The sequence below is a fragment of the Nocardia sputi genome (assembly GCF_023501985.1).
Window position 1 is genome coordinate 1 of record NZ_JAMFLC010000011.1, and the last position, 14,666, is coordinate 14,666.

Sequence of the window (14,666 nt, forward strand, 5' to 3'; positions counted from 1 at the left end):
GTGGCCAGGAGCTGGCCGTCGGTGGTGAAGGCGACGGAGTTGACCCAGCCCTGGTGGCCGGTGAGGGTGCGCAGGTGTTGACCGGTGTGCGGGTTCCAGAGTCGGATGGTGGTGTCGGCGGATCCGGAGGCCAGGAGCTGGCCGTCGGTGGTGAAGGCCACGGAGTTGACCCAACCGTCGTGGCCGGTCAGACTGCGGCGCAGTCTGCCTGTGGACAGATCCCACAACCGGATGCTGCTATCACTCCCTGCCGACGCGACCAGCCCTGCTGGCAGCGAGAGGCGAAGTGACCAGATCTGCCCGGCCGGTGCAGGTACCCCGCCAGGTGATGACGCAGACGGAATTGCTGCCGCGGCGATCCCGCCGCCGCGGCAGCCGTAGTAGATGGAGTCGCCAAAACCGAGTGCCACGGTGGGGATCGGTGCTCCGGCAACCGACAGCATTGTGCGTGGTGTGAGGTCGTTCAGTGACCAGATGTGGATCGCGCCGTCGGCGGCGGCGACTGCGAGTATGTCGTTGGCGTGGTCGGTGGCTAGGGCCAGTGGCATTCCTTGCAGGCGTGCCGAGGATGCAACCCCTCTGGCTGTAGGCGTGATCCGGACGATCGTGTGGCGGGTGGTGGAAACGACGAGCTGCCCGCCGGGACCTGTGGTGATGGCGGTCGGCGCGGCATCCAACCGTGCAAGCTCGGTGAAGATGCCGCCAGCAGAAGTGACGAGGACGGTGCCGTCGAGGAGCGCGGCAGCAATGCCCTCGGGTGTTGACGTGATGGCCGTGACAGGGGTGTCACCCGCGTGGACGACGCGGGAGCAGACACCAGGGCGGTGGGCACGGATGTGCCCGTCCCATCCTGCTGTGATGACTGTGGTGGTGTCACTGCGGCTCCAGCACAAGCCGCTGATCGGGCCGCGATGGTGATCTGTTTGGACCGGGGCGCCGGGGCGCCCGCTGGCATTCACCGGTAGCGCGAACACTTGGCCGGAATGCGTGCCGACAGCAAGGCCTGAGCCACCGGCAGCGATGGCGGTGATCGGTGAGGGTCCAGTAGAGACCGGGCCGGCGCCCGCGGTTGAGAGGAGGGCACCGTCGATGCGGCCGAACCAGACGGTGGCAGTGGTGGGGTCGAGGTCCATCGCTGTTGTACTGGGGCTGTCGTCGTCGGTGTGGGGCGTTGGAGCTGTGGAGGTTCCGGGGATTCGCCACAGCCGAGTCGGCTCGATCATGGTTGCGTTGCATTCCGGTCGGAACGGAGTTGGCCGGAGCGAAGCAGTTCGGTGAGTACCTCGGTGCCCCCGAGATATTCGCTGTCGGCGAAGACTTGCGGCCACATACCGACACCGGAGGCCGTTTGCGCGCGTTTTCGAGCGGGTTGGTCGGTGAGGATGTCGTAGGCGGTGTAGGTAATGCCGTGGTAGGCCAGCATGCGGCAGGCCAACAGGGAGTGCGCTGTGCGGGGATGGTCGGGTGTTCCGTGCATGTACAGTTCGACGTCGCGTGATGGCATGGTGCGCCCCCGGTCAGCGGAGTGGGATGTCTTCGTACGGCGTCTGCCGTTGGTCCTCGGTGAACCGGGTTTGTAGTTCGTGTTCCCAGGCTGCGGCTGCCTGATACTGCAGCCGGTAGAACGGTTGGGCGTCTGTGGGAGCGACGCGACTGCTGATTGCGGTGTAGGGGCGGATTTCGAGAGGGATGGTGCGTAGCGGGAGGTTGGTGTGGATGGCCTGCAGTCGATCGACGAAAGCCTTCATCGCTGAGGGGATGTGACGGTCGGGCATGGGACGCGCGGTGAAGGTGGCATAGGCGTAGACGTCGAATCCTGCGGTGAGAAGTTCAGCCAGAATGGAGAATTGGCGGTGGAACGACGAGGCGGGAGCGCCGGTGTTGTCGACGAAGGATGCCTCATCGAAGCCTTTGAAGCATCCGACTCGAGAGTGCTGTGGGAAGGCCGCCATGTAGGCGATGTCTTCGGCGGTGAGCACTTGGCGCATCCAGTGACCGCTGAGGTTGTCATCGATCCAGATGTGGACGTGCCCGCGCAGTCCGCGTTCGTCGAGTTCTCGCATCATCCACAGGCACCACTCGGGCACCAGATCGGGTTGTCCACCGGATAGGTCCAGCACAGGCGGTGGATCGGCTTCGGCGAGATACAGATCTACCAGTTCCGCAGCCGTCATGAACCGGCCGAGGGATTGATCGCCTGATAGCAGCGCGTCATCGACGAAGCAGTACCAGCACGCCCAGTTGCATCCACCCAGTTGAAAGACCTGAGTGGTGTATGGCAGCACCGGAGGTAACCCGCGATACAGCGGCTTCGGTCTGGGAGCATCGGGAGTGGAACGTAGATGGATGCCGAAGCTGTTGAAGCGGCGGATACGCCCATAGCCTGCGCAGTTGACCCGTGTGTAGCTGTCGACTGCCTCCAACGATCCGTCCAAGCGTGCGATGAGCACTCGGCGGGCGTCACGATGTAGCAGGCGCTGGCGCATGCCGGCCCTCGCGTGGACGATACTCTCGATCGAGCTGGCCATCCGCGCCCCCCATGTAGGCGAAATGTATTGCGGATCAAGAAATCACGGCCTGGCCGCAAGTCAAGGGTATCGAGGGCGGGGTGCTGAGCGCAGAAGTTCACCCGAACCCGGCGCTAGTGCTGGTTTCGGGTGTTGTGGAGCGGAGGTCAGGGAGCGACGCGGCCGTTCTTGACGAAAGCAGCATGGGTGAGCGGCATCAGCTCGGCGAACTTCTTTTCCATCTGCTCAGCGACCATCTCGATCTCAGCTTGAGGGAAGCTGGGGTAGGCCGAGTCGGGGCTCTTGGTGCGCAGTGACAGCACGTTCATCAGTGAGCGCGCGTTGACGGTCATGTACGCACTGGAAAACAGGCCGACCGGCAGGACGATGCGTGCCACTTCCCGCGCGATACCGGCATCGAGCATCGCGGTGTAGGAGCGGTAGCACGCTTCGTATGCGGCATCGACCTGCTCGTCGAGCACCTCGTACTGATCGGTGGTGCCCGGTTCGAAGGTGTAGGCGCCGGCCTTGCCGACCTGGACGATGTTGCGTGAGATCGACGGCTTGTAGAACACCGGCCGCAGCTGGCGGTAGCGGCCGGACTCTTCGTTGTAGGAGGCGATGCGATGACGCATCAACTCGCGGAACACGAAGATCGGCGCATGAATGTAGAAGGTGAACGAGTTGTGCTCGAAGGGCGACCCGTGCCGGTTCTTCATCAGGAAATTGATCAAGCCCGATGATCCGGTTGCGTCTGCCTCGACTGCAGCGAGCGACTCAGGGCCCTGCGTGGATACACGCGCAGCGAACAGGACGTCAGCGTCGGATGCTTGCGATTTGACGAGCTCGACCTCGACATCGCTGCGGGTGGTCACGTCGGTGTCGGTGTCGAGAGCAGCCATCCGATCGTCCTTCCAAATACAGAGGGGCCTCAGCCACACGATTGCACACCCGCAAGAGTCCCTGTTTCACCGACACGCCCCGCTGTGCAGTAGGTGCCCGAGTGCTGTGTGGGGTTCCGTCTGGGGGCAGAGTCTAGAGCAGGTGCCGATGTGATGGGGACGACGGTATTACCCCTGTAGGAACTCGGCCATACGAACGGCTTGGATGGTCTCGGCGACATCGTGGGTTCTTATGATCGACACCCCCTTGCCCACTGCAAGGGCAGACACAGCCAGAGCTGCTGGCAGCCGCCGCAGCGGATCGGTCTGACCGATAGCTTCACCGAGCACCGACTTACGTGAAACGCCCAGGACAAGGCCGTGTGCCAAACCGGCGAATGCGTCGAGATGGCGCAACAGCTCGAGATTGTGCTGGAAACTCTTGCCAAAGCCGATGCCCGGATCGACAAGCACCTCGGGCACCCCCCGGCGCAGCGCGTCATCAGCGCATGCGGCGAGGTAAGCGCGGACCTCGGCGACCACATCAATGTAGCGAGGATCACGCTGCATCGTCGACGGCTCACGCTGCATGTGCATAGCGATCCACGTCACTTGGTTTTGCGCGGCGACCTCGGACAGGCTGGCGGAAACATCGTTGAGGATACTGACACCACAGTCAACCGCAGCACGCGCGACCTTGGGATGGCGAGTGTCTACGCTCAGGACACAGTGACCCACCAAAGCCTCGATAACCGGGCTGACGCGCTCCCATTCGACATCGGGTCCGACCGGCGTCGCGCCTGGGCGGGTTGACTCTCCACCGATGTCGATGATGTCCGCGCCTTCATCGAGCATCTGATGTGCGCGCTCGAGCGCGCGGTGGGGATCAAGATAGAGGCCGCCGTCGGAGAAGGAGTCCGGAGTCACGTTGAGAACTCCCATGATCTTCACGGGCATGCGGGCTGAGCTCCTGCCGAGCGTGCGGGTTGTCAGTTGTGGCGGTAAACGAGATCAGCGAACTCGCACAGACCGGCGAGAAGTTCGTCCTCGACCCGCGGATCCATATGAAGTGACCACGGGCGGGTCACATCGGGTAGGTGGGGCATCTCGAGTTGCGTGCCGGCCGCGGCGATGTTGACCGGGTTGGCCTGCTTCGTGCCATTGATCTCGGGGGGAATGACTTCCAAGTCGTCGATGACGGCTAGACGCTCGGTGTGGCGGCGTAGGCAGGACGCCATCTTGCCGGCCAACACCCGGTTTCGTCCGCCGACCATGACGTGGTGGGCGAAAGCCCGGCGGTTATGGCCGTGCAGCGAGACAATCACAGGGCAATGATCCAGTATCAGGCGCAGTTGCGGGAACAGTTCGGGGGCGAACTCGTTGGACGAGACATGCAGGCGAGTGTCGTTGGACTGCTGACGCACGATCAGCGCGGACCCGCCCACCGCCGACGCCGCCCGGCGAGCCAATGTTGCTGTGCCGCTTTCGATACCACCGTGCAACGCCAGGAACCCGACCGGTCCGTCGAGATCGAGTTCTATCTGGGACTCCGCGAGCATGCGTGTCAGCTTGTCGGCGCTAGCCCAGCGCTGTCGCATCGAGCACTCCTTCAACAGATGTGTGCATGGGGACGCGGGCCCGTGTGGTCAGTAGGGCAGGTCGCGCCGCACAGCTGATCAGATCCACGCTCCTCCGGATCGATCTCCGATTCGTTCCTGCCGGACATGAATGCAGTCGAATCGTAGCCGCCTGAATGGGACCGGGGTCGGAATCGTGGTGGTGGCCAGCGGCGGTCCTGTGCCGGCCCGCAGCTTGGCGGAGCCCCGCGAGTGGGGTTGTCGCATTTACCCCATGTGGATGACTTTGAGTGAGATGATCTGTACTTGTGTCCTACATTCTTGATGATCGCTTGGTAATAGGCGTGGCTTCGAGTGCGTTATTTGATCTAGGAGAAGCCGACAGAGTTTTTAGGGAACAAGGTGAGGCGGCTTACCGAAAGTATCAGGAGGAGCATCTCGAGGATATTTTACAGCCTGGTGTAGCGTTTCAATTCGTTAAGCGGATACTTCAGCTCAATGATCTCTCCCCGGACATGGGTGATCCCTTGGTTGAGGTAGTCATCATGTCGCGAAACGATCCGGATACAGGTTTGCGAGTTATGAGATCCGTGTCGCGCCATAGCCTGGCTATCACGCGGGCTATATTCACTGCTGGACGGTCTCCGTACGAGTTCATTTCCCCCTTCAACATCTCCTTGTACCTGTCGGCGGACGACGAAGCGGTCCGCGCCGCGGTCGAACAGCACCACCCGGCTGGACTTGTCCTCGTCTCGGTCGCAGAAGCGGATGATAGTGATCAACTGCGGATCGCCTTCGACTTCGATGGAATTCTGACGGACGACAGCGCCGAACAAATCTTCCAATCGGGTGGCATCAGCGCTTTCCATGCGAGTGAATCCGAACACGCCAACGAGACTCACCCAGAGGGGCTGCTTTTGCCTTTCCTGAAGGCGCTGTCCCGAATTCAGACGATGGAAAGGGAAAGGTGCAAGAGCGATGACAGCTATCGTCGGCGGCTGTCAATCTCCGTCGTGACCTCACGTAACGCGCCAGCACATGAGCGGGTGATCCTCAGTCTCAAAGCCTGGGAGGTGCAGGTCGATAATGCCTTCTTCTTGGGGGGTGTCGACAAAGGCCGAGTCATGCAGGTTTTAAAGCCGCACATATTCTTTGACGATCAGGAAAGTCATTTGATAGATACCAGCAAATATGTACCCTCGGTTCACGTGCCATTCGGCGAGCTGAATCGAAGGTCAGCCGAAAAGATCGTTGGGGAGAAAGAGGTGGATGTGTAGGAAGCCTTTAGACGGACGTGGGCGGCATCTCAGCGCGGGAAGGCGATCGCTGTGATGTCGGACCGGCGACGCGGCGTGCGACGCCCGCGTCCGTGCACCGCTTGCCCGGTGGCCCATGCAGGCGCGACACCGACGTGTTCGGAGCACGATCAGCAGCCGACGCACTCAGCCGGTAGCCCGTAGTCCCGGACCGTCGTCTCGCAGCACTACGCTGTCATAGGTGTCCGCTGATGGGTCGGCAGAGCACGACTGCCGAGCCATCAGCGGGGCACTATCGACGGTGATCTATTGGCGAATCTTGCTGCGAATGTAGATTTTCGGAGGCTTTCCGCCAGGGGTGCTGCGGTTCTGGATGTCGAACAGTCCGGTTGCTTCGAGGAACTGTCCCAGTTTGACCGGTGCTGGGATCAGGTTGCGGAGTTCCGGTAGGTCGCGCGATATGAGGTGGCCGACGGTTGCCTGGTCGGTCCAGCCGTCATCTCGGGCGGCTTTCTTCACTAGTGCGCACAGTCGTTGAAGCTGTTCGGCGCTGATTGCGCTGACGCGAGAATCTGTCGCAGTACGAATGCCAGCCTTGTGTCCAGGTGGCGGGTGGTGTGAGGTCTCTGTTGCCGGGCAAGGGGGGATCGGCGCGTTGTGACTGAGTTCTTGGAGGTTGATGAACGCTGTGCATGCGGTGACGAACGAACTCGGTGTCTTGTTCTCACCGAAGCCGTAGACATCGCAGCCGGATTCGCGTAGCCGCAGCGCCAGGCCGGTGAAGTCGGAGTCGCTACTGACCAGCGCGAACCTCCTGATACCGCTGGCCAATAGGTCCATTGCATCGATCGCCAGCGCGAGGTCAGAGGCATTCTTGCCGGTGGTCCAGCTGAACTGCTGCACCGGCCTGATCGCATAGGCCAGCAAGGAATGCTGCCAGGCTGTCAGGGATGGTCGTCGCCAGTCACCGAAGGCACGCCGAATCTGGCGGCTGCCGTAGTCGCCGGCACGGGTCAGCACCTCGCCGATGCGAATTGCGGGAATGTTCTCCGCGTCGATCAGGACGGCAATCTCCGGTCGGGTGATCGGCCTCGACCGGCAATCAGCACAGTCGGCGTGAGTCTCATGTCCGCTTCGATGGCGTCCGGTGGTCGACCGCAAGCGGCCCAACTGTCTGGCTGCCTCAGTGATCATGTGCCTGAACAGGACAGTGGAACCCCTTTCCAAGGGGGCCGAGTGGGATGGCGGACGGCTCATCGGGCGCCTCCGTAGCGCAGGTGCACCAGTTCGGCCGTGGGCGCGGTGTGGGAGGCGGCGTGCCGTAGTTCCGGCGGTGCCGTGTCGTCCTCGATGATGGCGATGAGCAAATGGTTGATGCGGAGGCCCACCGCGGCGAGTGATTCTGCCACGAAGTCAATGTCCAACCCGGTCCACATCCATGCCAGGTGCTCGAACATGTCGGGGCTGTGCAGCAATCGGCCGGGCCAGTACTTGCCGGCCAAGCGAGGCCCTACAGCGGTTTCCAATGCGCCTGATGCCTGCTCGCAGGCACTGTGGACGGTGCTGTAGAAGTCGTCGCTGGGCACGACTGCCCACCAGTGCAAGCGTTCGCTGACATACCCCGCGGCCACGAAACCGCGGTAGCAGTGGGCCAGCCGGATCACCGGCGGTGACGAGGGCGGCATGTGCTCGAGCTGGTTCAGGGTGTCGGTCAGCAAGAGCTGTAACCGGCGATGGCCACAGCGGCGAGTGATGTCGGCTTCGGGGCCAACGGGCTCAGGCCAGTCTTCCCACGATTTCGACAGCGCCGCGGACTTATCTCGGCGCAGGGCCTCCCCATAGCTGATGCCGGGGTACATCTCCATCAGTGTCCGGATCCGTTGCTTACGGTCGGCGTACCGCACCATGCCACTCCTCCCAGCACGGCCCCACGCCCCGTGCCCGGTGGGATCTGCGCCGGAATGGGAAACGACCTACGGAAACTGTCGACCGACGTCGGTCTGCGTGATCCGCTCGGGACCTTGGCCAGTCAGACGGTGGCGTGGGCACACCCGACCCGGTTGAGGCTCGCAACAGCCGAAGCCAGCTTAACGCCCCGGATCCCGTGGTCACGGAAATTGAAGCATTGCATCGGTGCCTGATCGGTGCCTCTGCGCGGCGTCATGGTGGCCGGCGGCACCTGGGCTTCACCGAACTCGGCGCACTACTCGACCAGCTCGAGCCCATAGCGCGCGACATCAACCCCTGAGACTTCATCGAGTCCCCGACTCTCCGGTCCCTGCGGCTGAAACAGCTGAGTCCAGGCAACAGCCTGACACCTCTTCCCAGAATTTGGGCATGGCGCTCGGTGCGGTCAGCGATGGTTTCCGCAGTCGAGCACCACCTGGACCGGATACGATCAACACCAACCGCGGCAGCATCGTATCGAGGGGATGAGTCATGGCCGACCTGGCGTCCGTTTACGACGCTACATCCCAAGACATTCCTGAGTGGAACGCATGGGCGGACGTTCGTCGCTGTCACATCCAGATCGACGCACTCTTCGATGAAACGCTGGCCGCCGTGCCGGTCGCCGAGGAGTACACGATCGGTGAGAGCGTGCCGCTACGCCCAGCGGCCGCACGCTACACCCCCGACATGCTCGAATGGGTCGAATACGGTGCGATCGCGGTGTTCTCGACGCCGAAAGCGCTGTCCGACAACGCTGATACAGCCGACCAGTTCGTGTGCTACCTGACCGAATACCTGGTCCGCAATGCTGGCGGGTTGACGGTGAACGTCCCTGGTAACGGCACCCCGGTGTACGACGGGATCGGGCCGTCGGTCTGCTACGACTACACCTCCGACGTGGACAACCCGGTGGACATGCTGTTGTCGATGATCGAACACGGCGACGGTTTCACAGATGACATCGCTGATCGCATCGACGATTACCGCGACTCGGGAGCGCAGCCGCAGTAACGGGCATCGTGTGCGGCGGCGGGGGAACAGTCGAAGATGTCCGAGGAGGACGAGAGACGCCGCCGCAGCGAGCGCTCGCGCAAGGCGCGTGACCGCGGCCGCCACTTTCACCGCGGGATGGCTCAGCAACGCGGCGAAACCCGCGAAAACGGATGGCAACACGAAGCCAAGATCGAACTCGGCAAGGGCAAGGGCAACACCCGAATCCATGACACGGCCCGCGTGAACGACGAAGGCGGCCGCGACTTCACCGAGTACAAAAGCGGCGTGGTGGTTCGCGGTGACCCTCACACCCTCAACCAACTGCGGCTGGACCGGGAAGTACTGGACCGCGACCCGCACGCCGCAGGCACCTGGGTGATCCGGGACGGCGCCGCTGATCCGATGATCCGCAAGCAGCTCCAGGCGCTGCAACGTGACTTCCCGGAGCGGTTCCAGGTGGTGGAGGTGTCGCGCGCGGAAGCGGAGAAGGCCCGCAAGCTCGGGCGCGCCCTCGAGCAGCAGGCGCGGGGCGTGCAACGCGAGATGCACAACGTGCCGGAGCTGATCCGCCAGCAGCAACAACGGCAGCAGGATGCGAAAGCACGCGTCCAGGAGGCTGTCCAGCGAGCCATCGAACGGCAGGAAGCGCAGAAGGCAGCCGAGAACGCCCGCCAGCAACAGTTGGTCCGCATCGTCGAAGCGCGAGCACAACTGCTGGCGAAGCTACCGCCCGATGTGGCGCGCGTCTTCGCCGTGAGCATGCCGCCACCGGCTGAAGAGTTGGACCGCCGGCCGCCGACGCCGGGTGCCGGTACAACCCGTGCCGGGCGGGAAGCCCGCGCCCAAGCACGCGAAAACTACCGGGAAGCACGAGGACGATAATCCTCGATGACCCAATCGATGAGGTCCAGATGGACCGCATACGCCGCCACACGCACGACACGCTTGAACCGCGGTAGCGGGCACCCGGGCGGGTGGTCCTGCTATCTGCGCAGTCGCGGAGTCGGCTCTAGTCGGTGGCCGGATAGATGACGGGATCCGGAGCTTGAGCGCCGCCTAATACCGCCAGCATTCGCTCACAGAAGATGTGCCTGGCGACGCCCACGCGGTCGCCTTTCACTTTGCACGTCGCCATCGGCGTTACGGTAGCCCCTGTGCATTCAACGGAGTTGAGGATCTCAGAAGCTGAGCTGACTGCCTACCACGAAGCTGGCCATGCGATTGCCTACCTCATCAGGGGCATCGAGTTCACCACCGTTACCATTGCTGAGTCCGGGGGCAATGTGGGAGATGGACATATTGTCATCAACCCGCCGCGTCTAATCCCCATCCAGACCAATCGCGTGATCGCCGTCGCCGGACCGCTCGCAGAGGCGGAATACCTGTGCCGCGGTCACGGCTACGATGCACTTGAGGCGTGGCATCGAGTGATCACCACCGGCTGCAGCCGAGATGACTACGCGCAATCACAAGGAATCGAGTCGATTGCCGAAGCTCGAAAAATGGTCAACGAGCAATGGGGTCGAATCGTGAACACGGCCATCGGGCTCCAACACCTTGGCAGCCTGAGCTGCGCTCAGGTATGCGAACTGGCCAACATCACGCTCCGCTAACCACGAAGGCGCGCGGTCAGAGCCGTGTCGGGACTATCGCGTATGGGGCGATCCCTAAATTGCGCTGTTGCACAGGCGTTGCCGTGATGCTTACCGCGACTTCGGTGACGAATTTCGAGGGTGTCGTAAACACTTGAGTCGGACTTTGAGAAGTGTGGAACGACCGCCGTGTCGCGCTCAGCGCAGGTATTGGAGCATGGCGATGTAGGTCAGGGGCACGTGGATCGGATCGCGGCATGGGTCGATCTCAAGCAGCAGGTTCGTGTGGTCGTCGGTGAGGCCGTGCAGGATCGCAGGGACATCGATCAGCCCGGCTTCTGTGGCAGTGGGTGGGTTTTCGATGGCTGGCACGTGGTTCGAGTAGCGTCGTACGCGCGGGGGCGTTCCTGCCGGTATTTGGAGCCGCACCTGGACGTCGATGGTGTCGTACATCTCTGATTGGACGAAGCCGAGGGCAAATCGCTCGAGATCATCGATGCCAGGGATGAAGACCGAACCTCGGCGGTGGAAGGCGGCGCGTGCTGTCCATGGTGTCCATTCGCCGCCGCGGTCGTGGACATGCGGTGGAAGGTCGGCGCCATGTGTGAACGGTCTGGGGTGCGCTTGGAAGGGTGTGTCGGTGATCGCGGTGGCCAGCCGGGTTCGTTCCGATTCGACCAGCCGCGATGGCCGGGCAGCCGGTGACAGATCAATCGGATGGACGACGACCCCGTGGTCACGCAACAGCCGGGACGCCGCGACGAGGGGGTCGATGCCGGTTGCCAGGACAGTGGAGCGGACGTTGCTGGAGATCGCGTGGGCTTGCTCGGCGGCGGCTTCGGGCACCCGCAGTATTGCCACACAGGTCTCGGTGGAAGGGAATTGCCAGTCGGCGCTGCCGACGATCCGTAAGGGCGCCAGCAGCGTTGGGTATTGGCTCAGGTACGCCAAGCGTGCACAGGAGTCGTGGTGCAGGGGCCATCCGGTAACCAGCAGCGCGCGGTCAGGCTCGGTGTTGCTGCTTGTGCGGTGTGCGTCGCGAAGGCTGTGAAGGGTCATCTCGGCCCGCTCTATCCACGCGGTGACCGTGCGGTCGCGAAGTTCAGCGAGGACGCGGTCGGCCCAGCTTTGCGGGGTATCGGCAGGGTGTGGTGCCACCTTCGGGTCTATGGGCAGTTGGGTCAAGTCGCGGACGTGGGGAAGTCGTTCGGCGAGAGATTGTTTGGCGCGTGCGGTGATGATGTCGGGATGGTTGGTGCCCTGCCGGTGTGCGCGCAGCCAGAGGTCGGCGACGTGTGTCCACGCGTCGAATCCGCGGTTTTTCGCGACGTAGGCTCGATGGTTCGGATCGGTGGCGCAGGTGATCTTTTGGAGCTGTTCGCTTTCGGCGCATGCCGGTGTTTCGGTGGCGACGATATCGATCGCGCGGTCGAGCAGCCCGTCCTCGGAGTCGGTGTCGAGCCGCTCGGCGAGCTGCGCCAGCAGGGCGTCGAACTGGCGCGAGTATTCCAGGGCGGCGCGGTTGACTGCCGTGACTGTGCCTGCCCAACCGCGGACGCCACGCATCTCGGCGGTCAGGGCTGGCAATGATTCGTCGGTGATGGGTCGCCCGGCCCGGCGGCGGGCGTAGTCGAGCCATTCGAAAGACCTGCTAGTGTTCCGCGCCTGAAATACGTTGGATATATCGGGCGAGGGAGTCGAGGATCTCTTCTGCGGTCTTCTTCCAGACGAACGGCCGGGGGTTTTCGTTCCAGTGTTCGATCCAGGTTGTGACGTCTTTCTCCAGTGCCGTGACGCTTTTGTGGACACCGCGGCGGGTGAGCTGGTCGGTGAGGTATCCGAACCAGCGTTCGACCTGGTTGAGCCAGGAGGAGCCGGTCGGGGTGAAATGGACGTGGAAGCGAGGGTGGCGGGCGAGCCATTCGTTGACGATCGGGGTCTTGTGGGTGGCGAGGTTGTCGCAGACCAGGTGGACATCAGTTCGGCGGGCACGGTCTTGTCGATCGTGACCAGGAACTTCTTGAACTCGGACGCGCGGTGGCGGCGGTGCAGCTCGCTGATGACGGTGCCGTCGGCGATGTTGAACGCGGCGAACAGACTGGTGGTGCCGTGGCGGGCGTAGTCATGGGTGCGGCGCTCGGGCATACCCGGCATCATCGGCAATACTGGTTGTGAACGGTCCAGGGCCTGCATCTGCGATTTCTCGTCCACACACAAGACGACGGCTCGCTCCGGCGGGTTGTGGTACAGACCCACAACATCCACCACTTTCTCCACGAACAGCGGGTCGGTCGACAGTTTGAACCCGTCGACCAGGTGTGGTTTCAGCTCGAACCGCCGCCAGATCCGCCCGATCGTCGATTTCGACAGCCCGGTCCGCTCGGCCATCGACGACCGTGACCAATGCGTGGCATCACGTGGCGTCTGCTCCAGGGTCAACGCCAGCACCTGTTCCACGCGATCCAACAGTATCGACGGCGGCCGTCCCGGCCGGGGTTCGTCGGCCAACCCGGGCAGACCGTGTTCGATGAACCGTTTCCGCCACTTCGCCACGGTCATCGGCGTGACACCGACCGCTGCCGCCACATGCGCGTTCGCCGCGCCCGGCTCCGCGCACGCCAGCACGATCCGGCACCGCAACGCATACGCCTGCGTCGAAGTCGCCGCCCGCGCACCCCGCACCAACTCCCGACGCTGCGCCTCGGTCACCACCAAATCCGGACCCGATCTCGGGCGCCCAGTCCTCACCACCGCCGAATCCTACAATTATGCAACGTATTTCAGGCGCGGAACACTAGGGTCGGTCAGTTCTTCGGCGAACGTACTGACGGCCGCGCTCATCTCGGAGAGAGTGGCGACGGCACGCAGGGTGCAGGTGTGCAGTGGATCAACCTCTTGGGTGGGTGCGCAGTTGCCGCACAGATCGCCCCACCTGACTTCGAGCAGTGGCACCGGCTGGCCCGCATGCTCTCGTGCGTACCGGCAGCCGCCGGAGACATGCCACTTCCCGGAAGGCGCGGGCACTAATAGCGTGGTCGCGCGTTCGAGCGCGTCGGGAATCGGGATCTGGTGCTGCTGAAAATGGTGGCGCCCGATCGGGCCGGAGCGCAGCGACACATGACTCATATGGGTCGCCGTACGGTCAGGCGCACCGCTCCGTCCGGCGGAGTCGCCCGGAAAGCTGGTGAGTCGGCGATCGGATGTTCCACAGCGCAAGCGTAGCTCCAGCGCCACCGATACGGGGTGCCATGCGCGTTGAATGCCCCGCAGGCGGGTTGGGGCCGAGATACAGGTTTGCGAAACGAATTCGATGTGCGGGGATATCGTGATTATCGGTGCGTGGATCCACGTCACGGTGTCGACGATGGATAGATCGCCACGATGGTGGTGGATGCTGAGCGAAGGGGAGCAATGGCGGCTCGGGGAGATGCAGAACTCCCGGTGGGAACCTACGGGGACGTCTACCCTGCTGCCCGCCGTGTCATCAGCGCTGGCCTGGAGAGCGACGACTCCGCTTTCACCCCTGGAAGCCCGGTATGGACCGCGGCAAACGCCGAAGACCTCTTGCAGCGGTTGGTTGCCAGCCCACAACTGGGGTCTGTCAAGTTCATGGCTCTGTCCCACTTTCGGTGGTGATGTCGCCGTGACGGCACGATGTTGCGGTGTGCGAGGTGAATGTTTCTGCCGCCGTGGCATTTTCGGGTTTGTCGCCGTTGGTGGTGGAGGAAGTGGTTGATGAGGGTGAGCAGGTCGCGGTGCGGGCCCGGACGCCCGGCGGTCCGGCTATCTGCCCAGGTTGCGGAGCCGAGTCCGCACGGGTGCACGGGTACTACCTGCGGACGGTGGCGGACGTGCCGCTCGACGGACGCCCTGTGGTCGTGCGGGTCCGGGTCCGGCGGCTTGTTTGCCC

General features: G+C 63.2%; 16 protein-coding genes and 1 pseudogene. 5 read left to right on the top strand and 12 right to left on the bottom strand.

Annotation, left to right across the window (positions count from 1 at the left end; all coding sequences use genetic code 11):
* The 6 genes from M8859_RS16980 to M8859_RS17005 all read right to left on the bottom strand — a co-directional run.
* Positions 1-1,133, bottom strand: a 1,133-nt coding sequence (locus M8859_RS16980) for a WD40 repeat domain-containing protein (protein WP_372492914.1), incomplete at its 3' end; no start/stop codon positions are given.
* 86 nt (positions 1,134-1,219) lie between these two features.
* On the bottom strand, positions 1,220-1,504 hold the full coding sequence (locus M8859_RS16985; protein ID WP_249644509.1) for a glutaredoxin domain-containing protein: 285 nt from the start codon (positions 1,502-1,504) through the stop codon (positions 1,220-1,222).
* 13 nt (positions 1,505-1,517) lie between these two features.
* On the bottom strand, positions 1,518-2,528 hold the full coding sequence (locus M8859_RS16990; RefSeq protein WP_249644510.1) for a hypothetical protein: 1,011 nt from the start codon (positions 2,526-2,528) through the stop codon (positions 1,518-1,520).
* A gap of 146 nt (positions 2,529-2,674) precedes the next feature.
* Positions 2,675-3,409: an FAD-dependent thymidylate synthase gene (gene thyX, locus M8859_RS16995; RefSeq protein ID WP_249644511.1), complete on the bottom strand. Its 735-nt coding sequence runs from the start codon at positions 3,407-3,409 to the stop codon at positions 2,675-2,677.
* A 168-nt stretch (positions 3,410-3,577) separates the two neighbouring features.
* Positions 3,578-4,345: a dihydropteroate synthase gene (gene folP, locus M8859_RS17000; RefSeq protein WP_249644512.1), complete on the bottom strand. Its 768-nt coding sequence runs from the start codon at positions 4,343-4,345 to the stop codon at positions 3,578-3,580.
* Between the two features lie 32 nt (positions 4,346-4,377).
* Positions 4,378-4,986, bottom strand: coding sequence for a poly-gamma-glutamate hydrolase family protein (locus M8859_RS17005; protein ID WP_249644513.1), 609 nt, complete (start codon positions 4,984-4,986; stop codon positions 4,378-4,380).
* 287 nt (positions 4,987-5,273) lie between these two features.
* Between M8859_RS17005 and M8859_RS17010 the strand changes: the two genes are divergently transcribed.
* Complete coding sequence (locus M8859_RS17010; protein WP_249644514.1) at positions 5,274-6,242, top strand: 5'-nucleotidase; 969 nt, start codon at positions 5,274-5,276, stop codon at positions 6,240-6,242.
* A 285-nt stretch (positions 6,243-6,527) separates the two neighbouring features.
* Here M8859_RS17010 and M8859_RS17015 read toward each other — a convergent pair whose 3' ends face one another.
* Positions 6,528-7,415, bottom strand: coding sequence for an NYN domain-containing protein (locus M8859_RS17015; RefSeq protein WP_249644515.1), 888 nt, complete (start codon positions 7,413-7,415; stop codon positions 6,528-6,530).
* 59 nt (positions 7,416-7,474) lie between these two features.
* On the bottom strand, positions 7,475-8,128 hold the full coding sequence (locus M8859_RS17020; protein WP_249644516.1) for a hypothetical protein: 654 nt from the start codon (positions 8,126-8,128) through the stop codon (positions 7,475-7,477).
* 532 nt (positions 8,129-8,660) lie between these two features.
* Here M8859_RS17020 and M8859_RS17025 point away from each other — a divergent pair.
* Both M8859_RS17025 and M8859_RS17030 read left to right on the top strand, forming a co-directional pair.
* Positions 8,661-9,182 (top strand): hypothetical protein, encoded by a 522-nt coding sequence (locus M8859_RS17025; RefSeq protein ID WP_249644517.1) that lies wholly within the window; start codon positions 8,661-8,663, stop codon positions 9,180-9,182.
* Between the two features lie 36 nt (positions 9,183-9,218).
* A complete protein-coding gene (locus M8859_RS17030) occupies positions 9,219-10,046 on the top strand; it encodes a hypothetical protein (RefSeq protein ID WP_249644518.1) in 828 nt (275 codons plus the stop codon).
* Between the two features lie 127 nt (positions 10,047-10,173).
* Here the strand turns inward: M8859_RS17030 and M8859_RS36890 are convergent, their stop codons facing one another.
* On the bottom strand, positions 10,174-10,299 hold the full coding sequence (locus M8859_RS36890; protein WP_283779783.1) for a hypothetical protein: 126 nt from the start codon (positions 10,297-10,299) through the stop codon (positions 10,174-10,176).
* A 19-nt stretch (positions 10,300-10,318) separates the two neighbouring features.
* On the opposite strand from M8859_RS36890, the gene M8859_RS17035 reads away from it, so the two are divergent.
* The gene (locus tag M8859_RS17035) at positions 10,319-10,777 is read left to right on the top strand and encodes a hypothetical protein (RefSeq protein WP_249644519.1); all 459 of its coding nucleotides are present in this window, start codon (positions 10,319-10,321) and stop codon (positions 10,775-10,777) included.
* Positions 10,778-10,954: 177 nt separating this feature from the next.
* Here the strand turns inward: M8859_RS17035 and M8859_RS17040 are convergent, their stop codons facing one another.
* From M8859_RS17040 to M8859_RS17050, 3 genes and pseudogenes are all read right to left on the bottom strand, one after another.
* Positions 10,955-12,343 carry a hypothetical protein gene (locus M8859_RS17040; protein WP_249644520.1) on the bottom strand — a complete coding sequence of 463 codons (1,389 nt, stop codon included), beginning with the start codon at positions 12,341-12,343 and terminating at the stop codon, positions 10,955-10,957.
* A 64-nt stretch (positions 12,344-12,407) separates the two neighbouring features.
* Positions 12,408-13,507 (bottom strand): annotated as a pseudogene (locus M8859_RS17045) (IS630 family transposase).
* 15 nt (positions 13,508-13,522) lie between these two features.
* A complete protein-coding gene (locus M8859_RS17050; RefSeq protein ID WP_249644521.1) occupies positions 13,523-13,873 on the bottom strand; it encodes a hypothetical protein in 351 nt (116 codons plus the stop codon).
* 554 nt (positions 13,874-14,427) lie between these two features.
* Between M8859_RS17050 and M8859_RS17055 the strand changes: the two genes are divergently transcribed.
* On the top strand, positions 14,428-14,666 hold a 239-nt coding region (locus M8859_RS17055), incomplete at its 3' end, for a transposase family protein (protein ID WP_372492915.1).

What these genes read in the sequence shown, in the direction of transcription:
- M8859_RS16985 (WP_249644509.1), bottom strand. Translation starts at nt 1,504, where the DNA reads ATGCCATCACGCGACGTCGAACTGTACATGCACGGAACACCCGACCAT.
- M8859_RS16990 (WP_249644510.1), bottom strand. Translation starts at nt 2,528, where the DNA reads ATGGCCAGCTCGATCGAGAGTATCGTCCACGCGAGGGCCGGCATGCGC.
- thyX (WP_249644511.1), bottom strand. Translation starts at nt 3,409, where the DNA reads ATGGCTGCTCTCGACACCGACACCGACGTGACCACCCGCAGCGATGTC.
- folP (WP_249644512.1), bottom strand. Translation starts at nt 4,345, where the DNA reads ATGCCCGTGAAGATCATGGGAGTTCTCAACGTGACTCCGGACTCCTTC.
- M8859_RS17005 (WP_249644513.1), bottom strand. Translation starts at nt 4,986, where the DNA reads ATGCGACAGCGCTGGGCTAGCGCCGACAAGCTGACACGCATGCTCGCG.
- M8859_RS17015 (WP_249644515.1), bottom strand. Translation starts at nt 7,415, where the DNA reads ATGATCACTGAGGCAGCCAGACAGTTGGGCCGCTTGCGGTCGACCACC.
- M8859_RS17020 (WP_249644516.1), bottom strand. Translation starts at nt 8,128, where the DNA reads ATGGTGCGGTACGCCGACCGTAAGCAACGGATCCGGACACTGATGGAG.
- M8859_RS17025 (WP_249644517.1), top strand. Translation starts at nt 8,661, where the DNA reads ATGGCCGACCTGGCGTCCGTTTACGACGCTACATCCCAAGACATTCCT.
- M8859_RS17030 (WP_249644518.1), top strand. Translation starts at nt 9,219, where the DNA reads ATGTCCGAGGAGGACGAGAGACGCCGCCGCAGCGAGCGCTCGCGCAAG.
- M8859_RS36890 (WP_283779783.1), bottom strand. Translation starts at nt 10,299, where the DNA reads ATGGCGACGTGCAAAGTGAAAGGCGACCGCGTGGGCGTCGCCAGGCAC.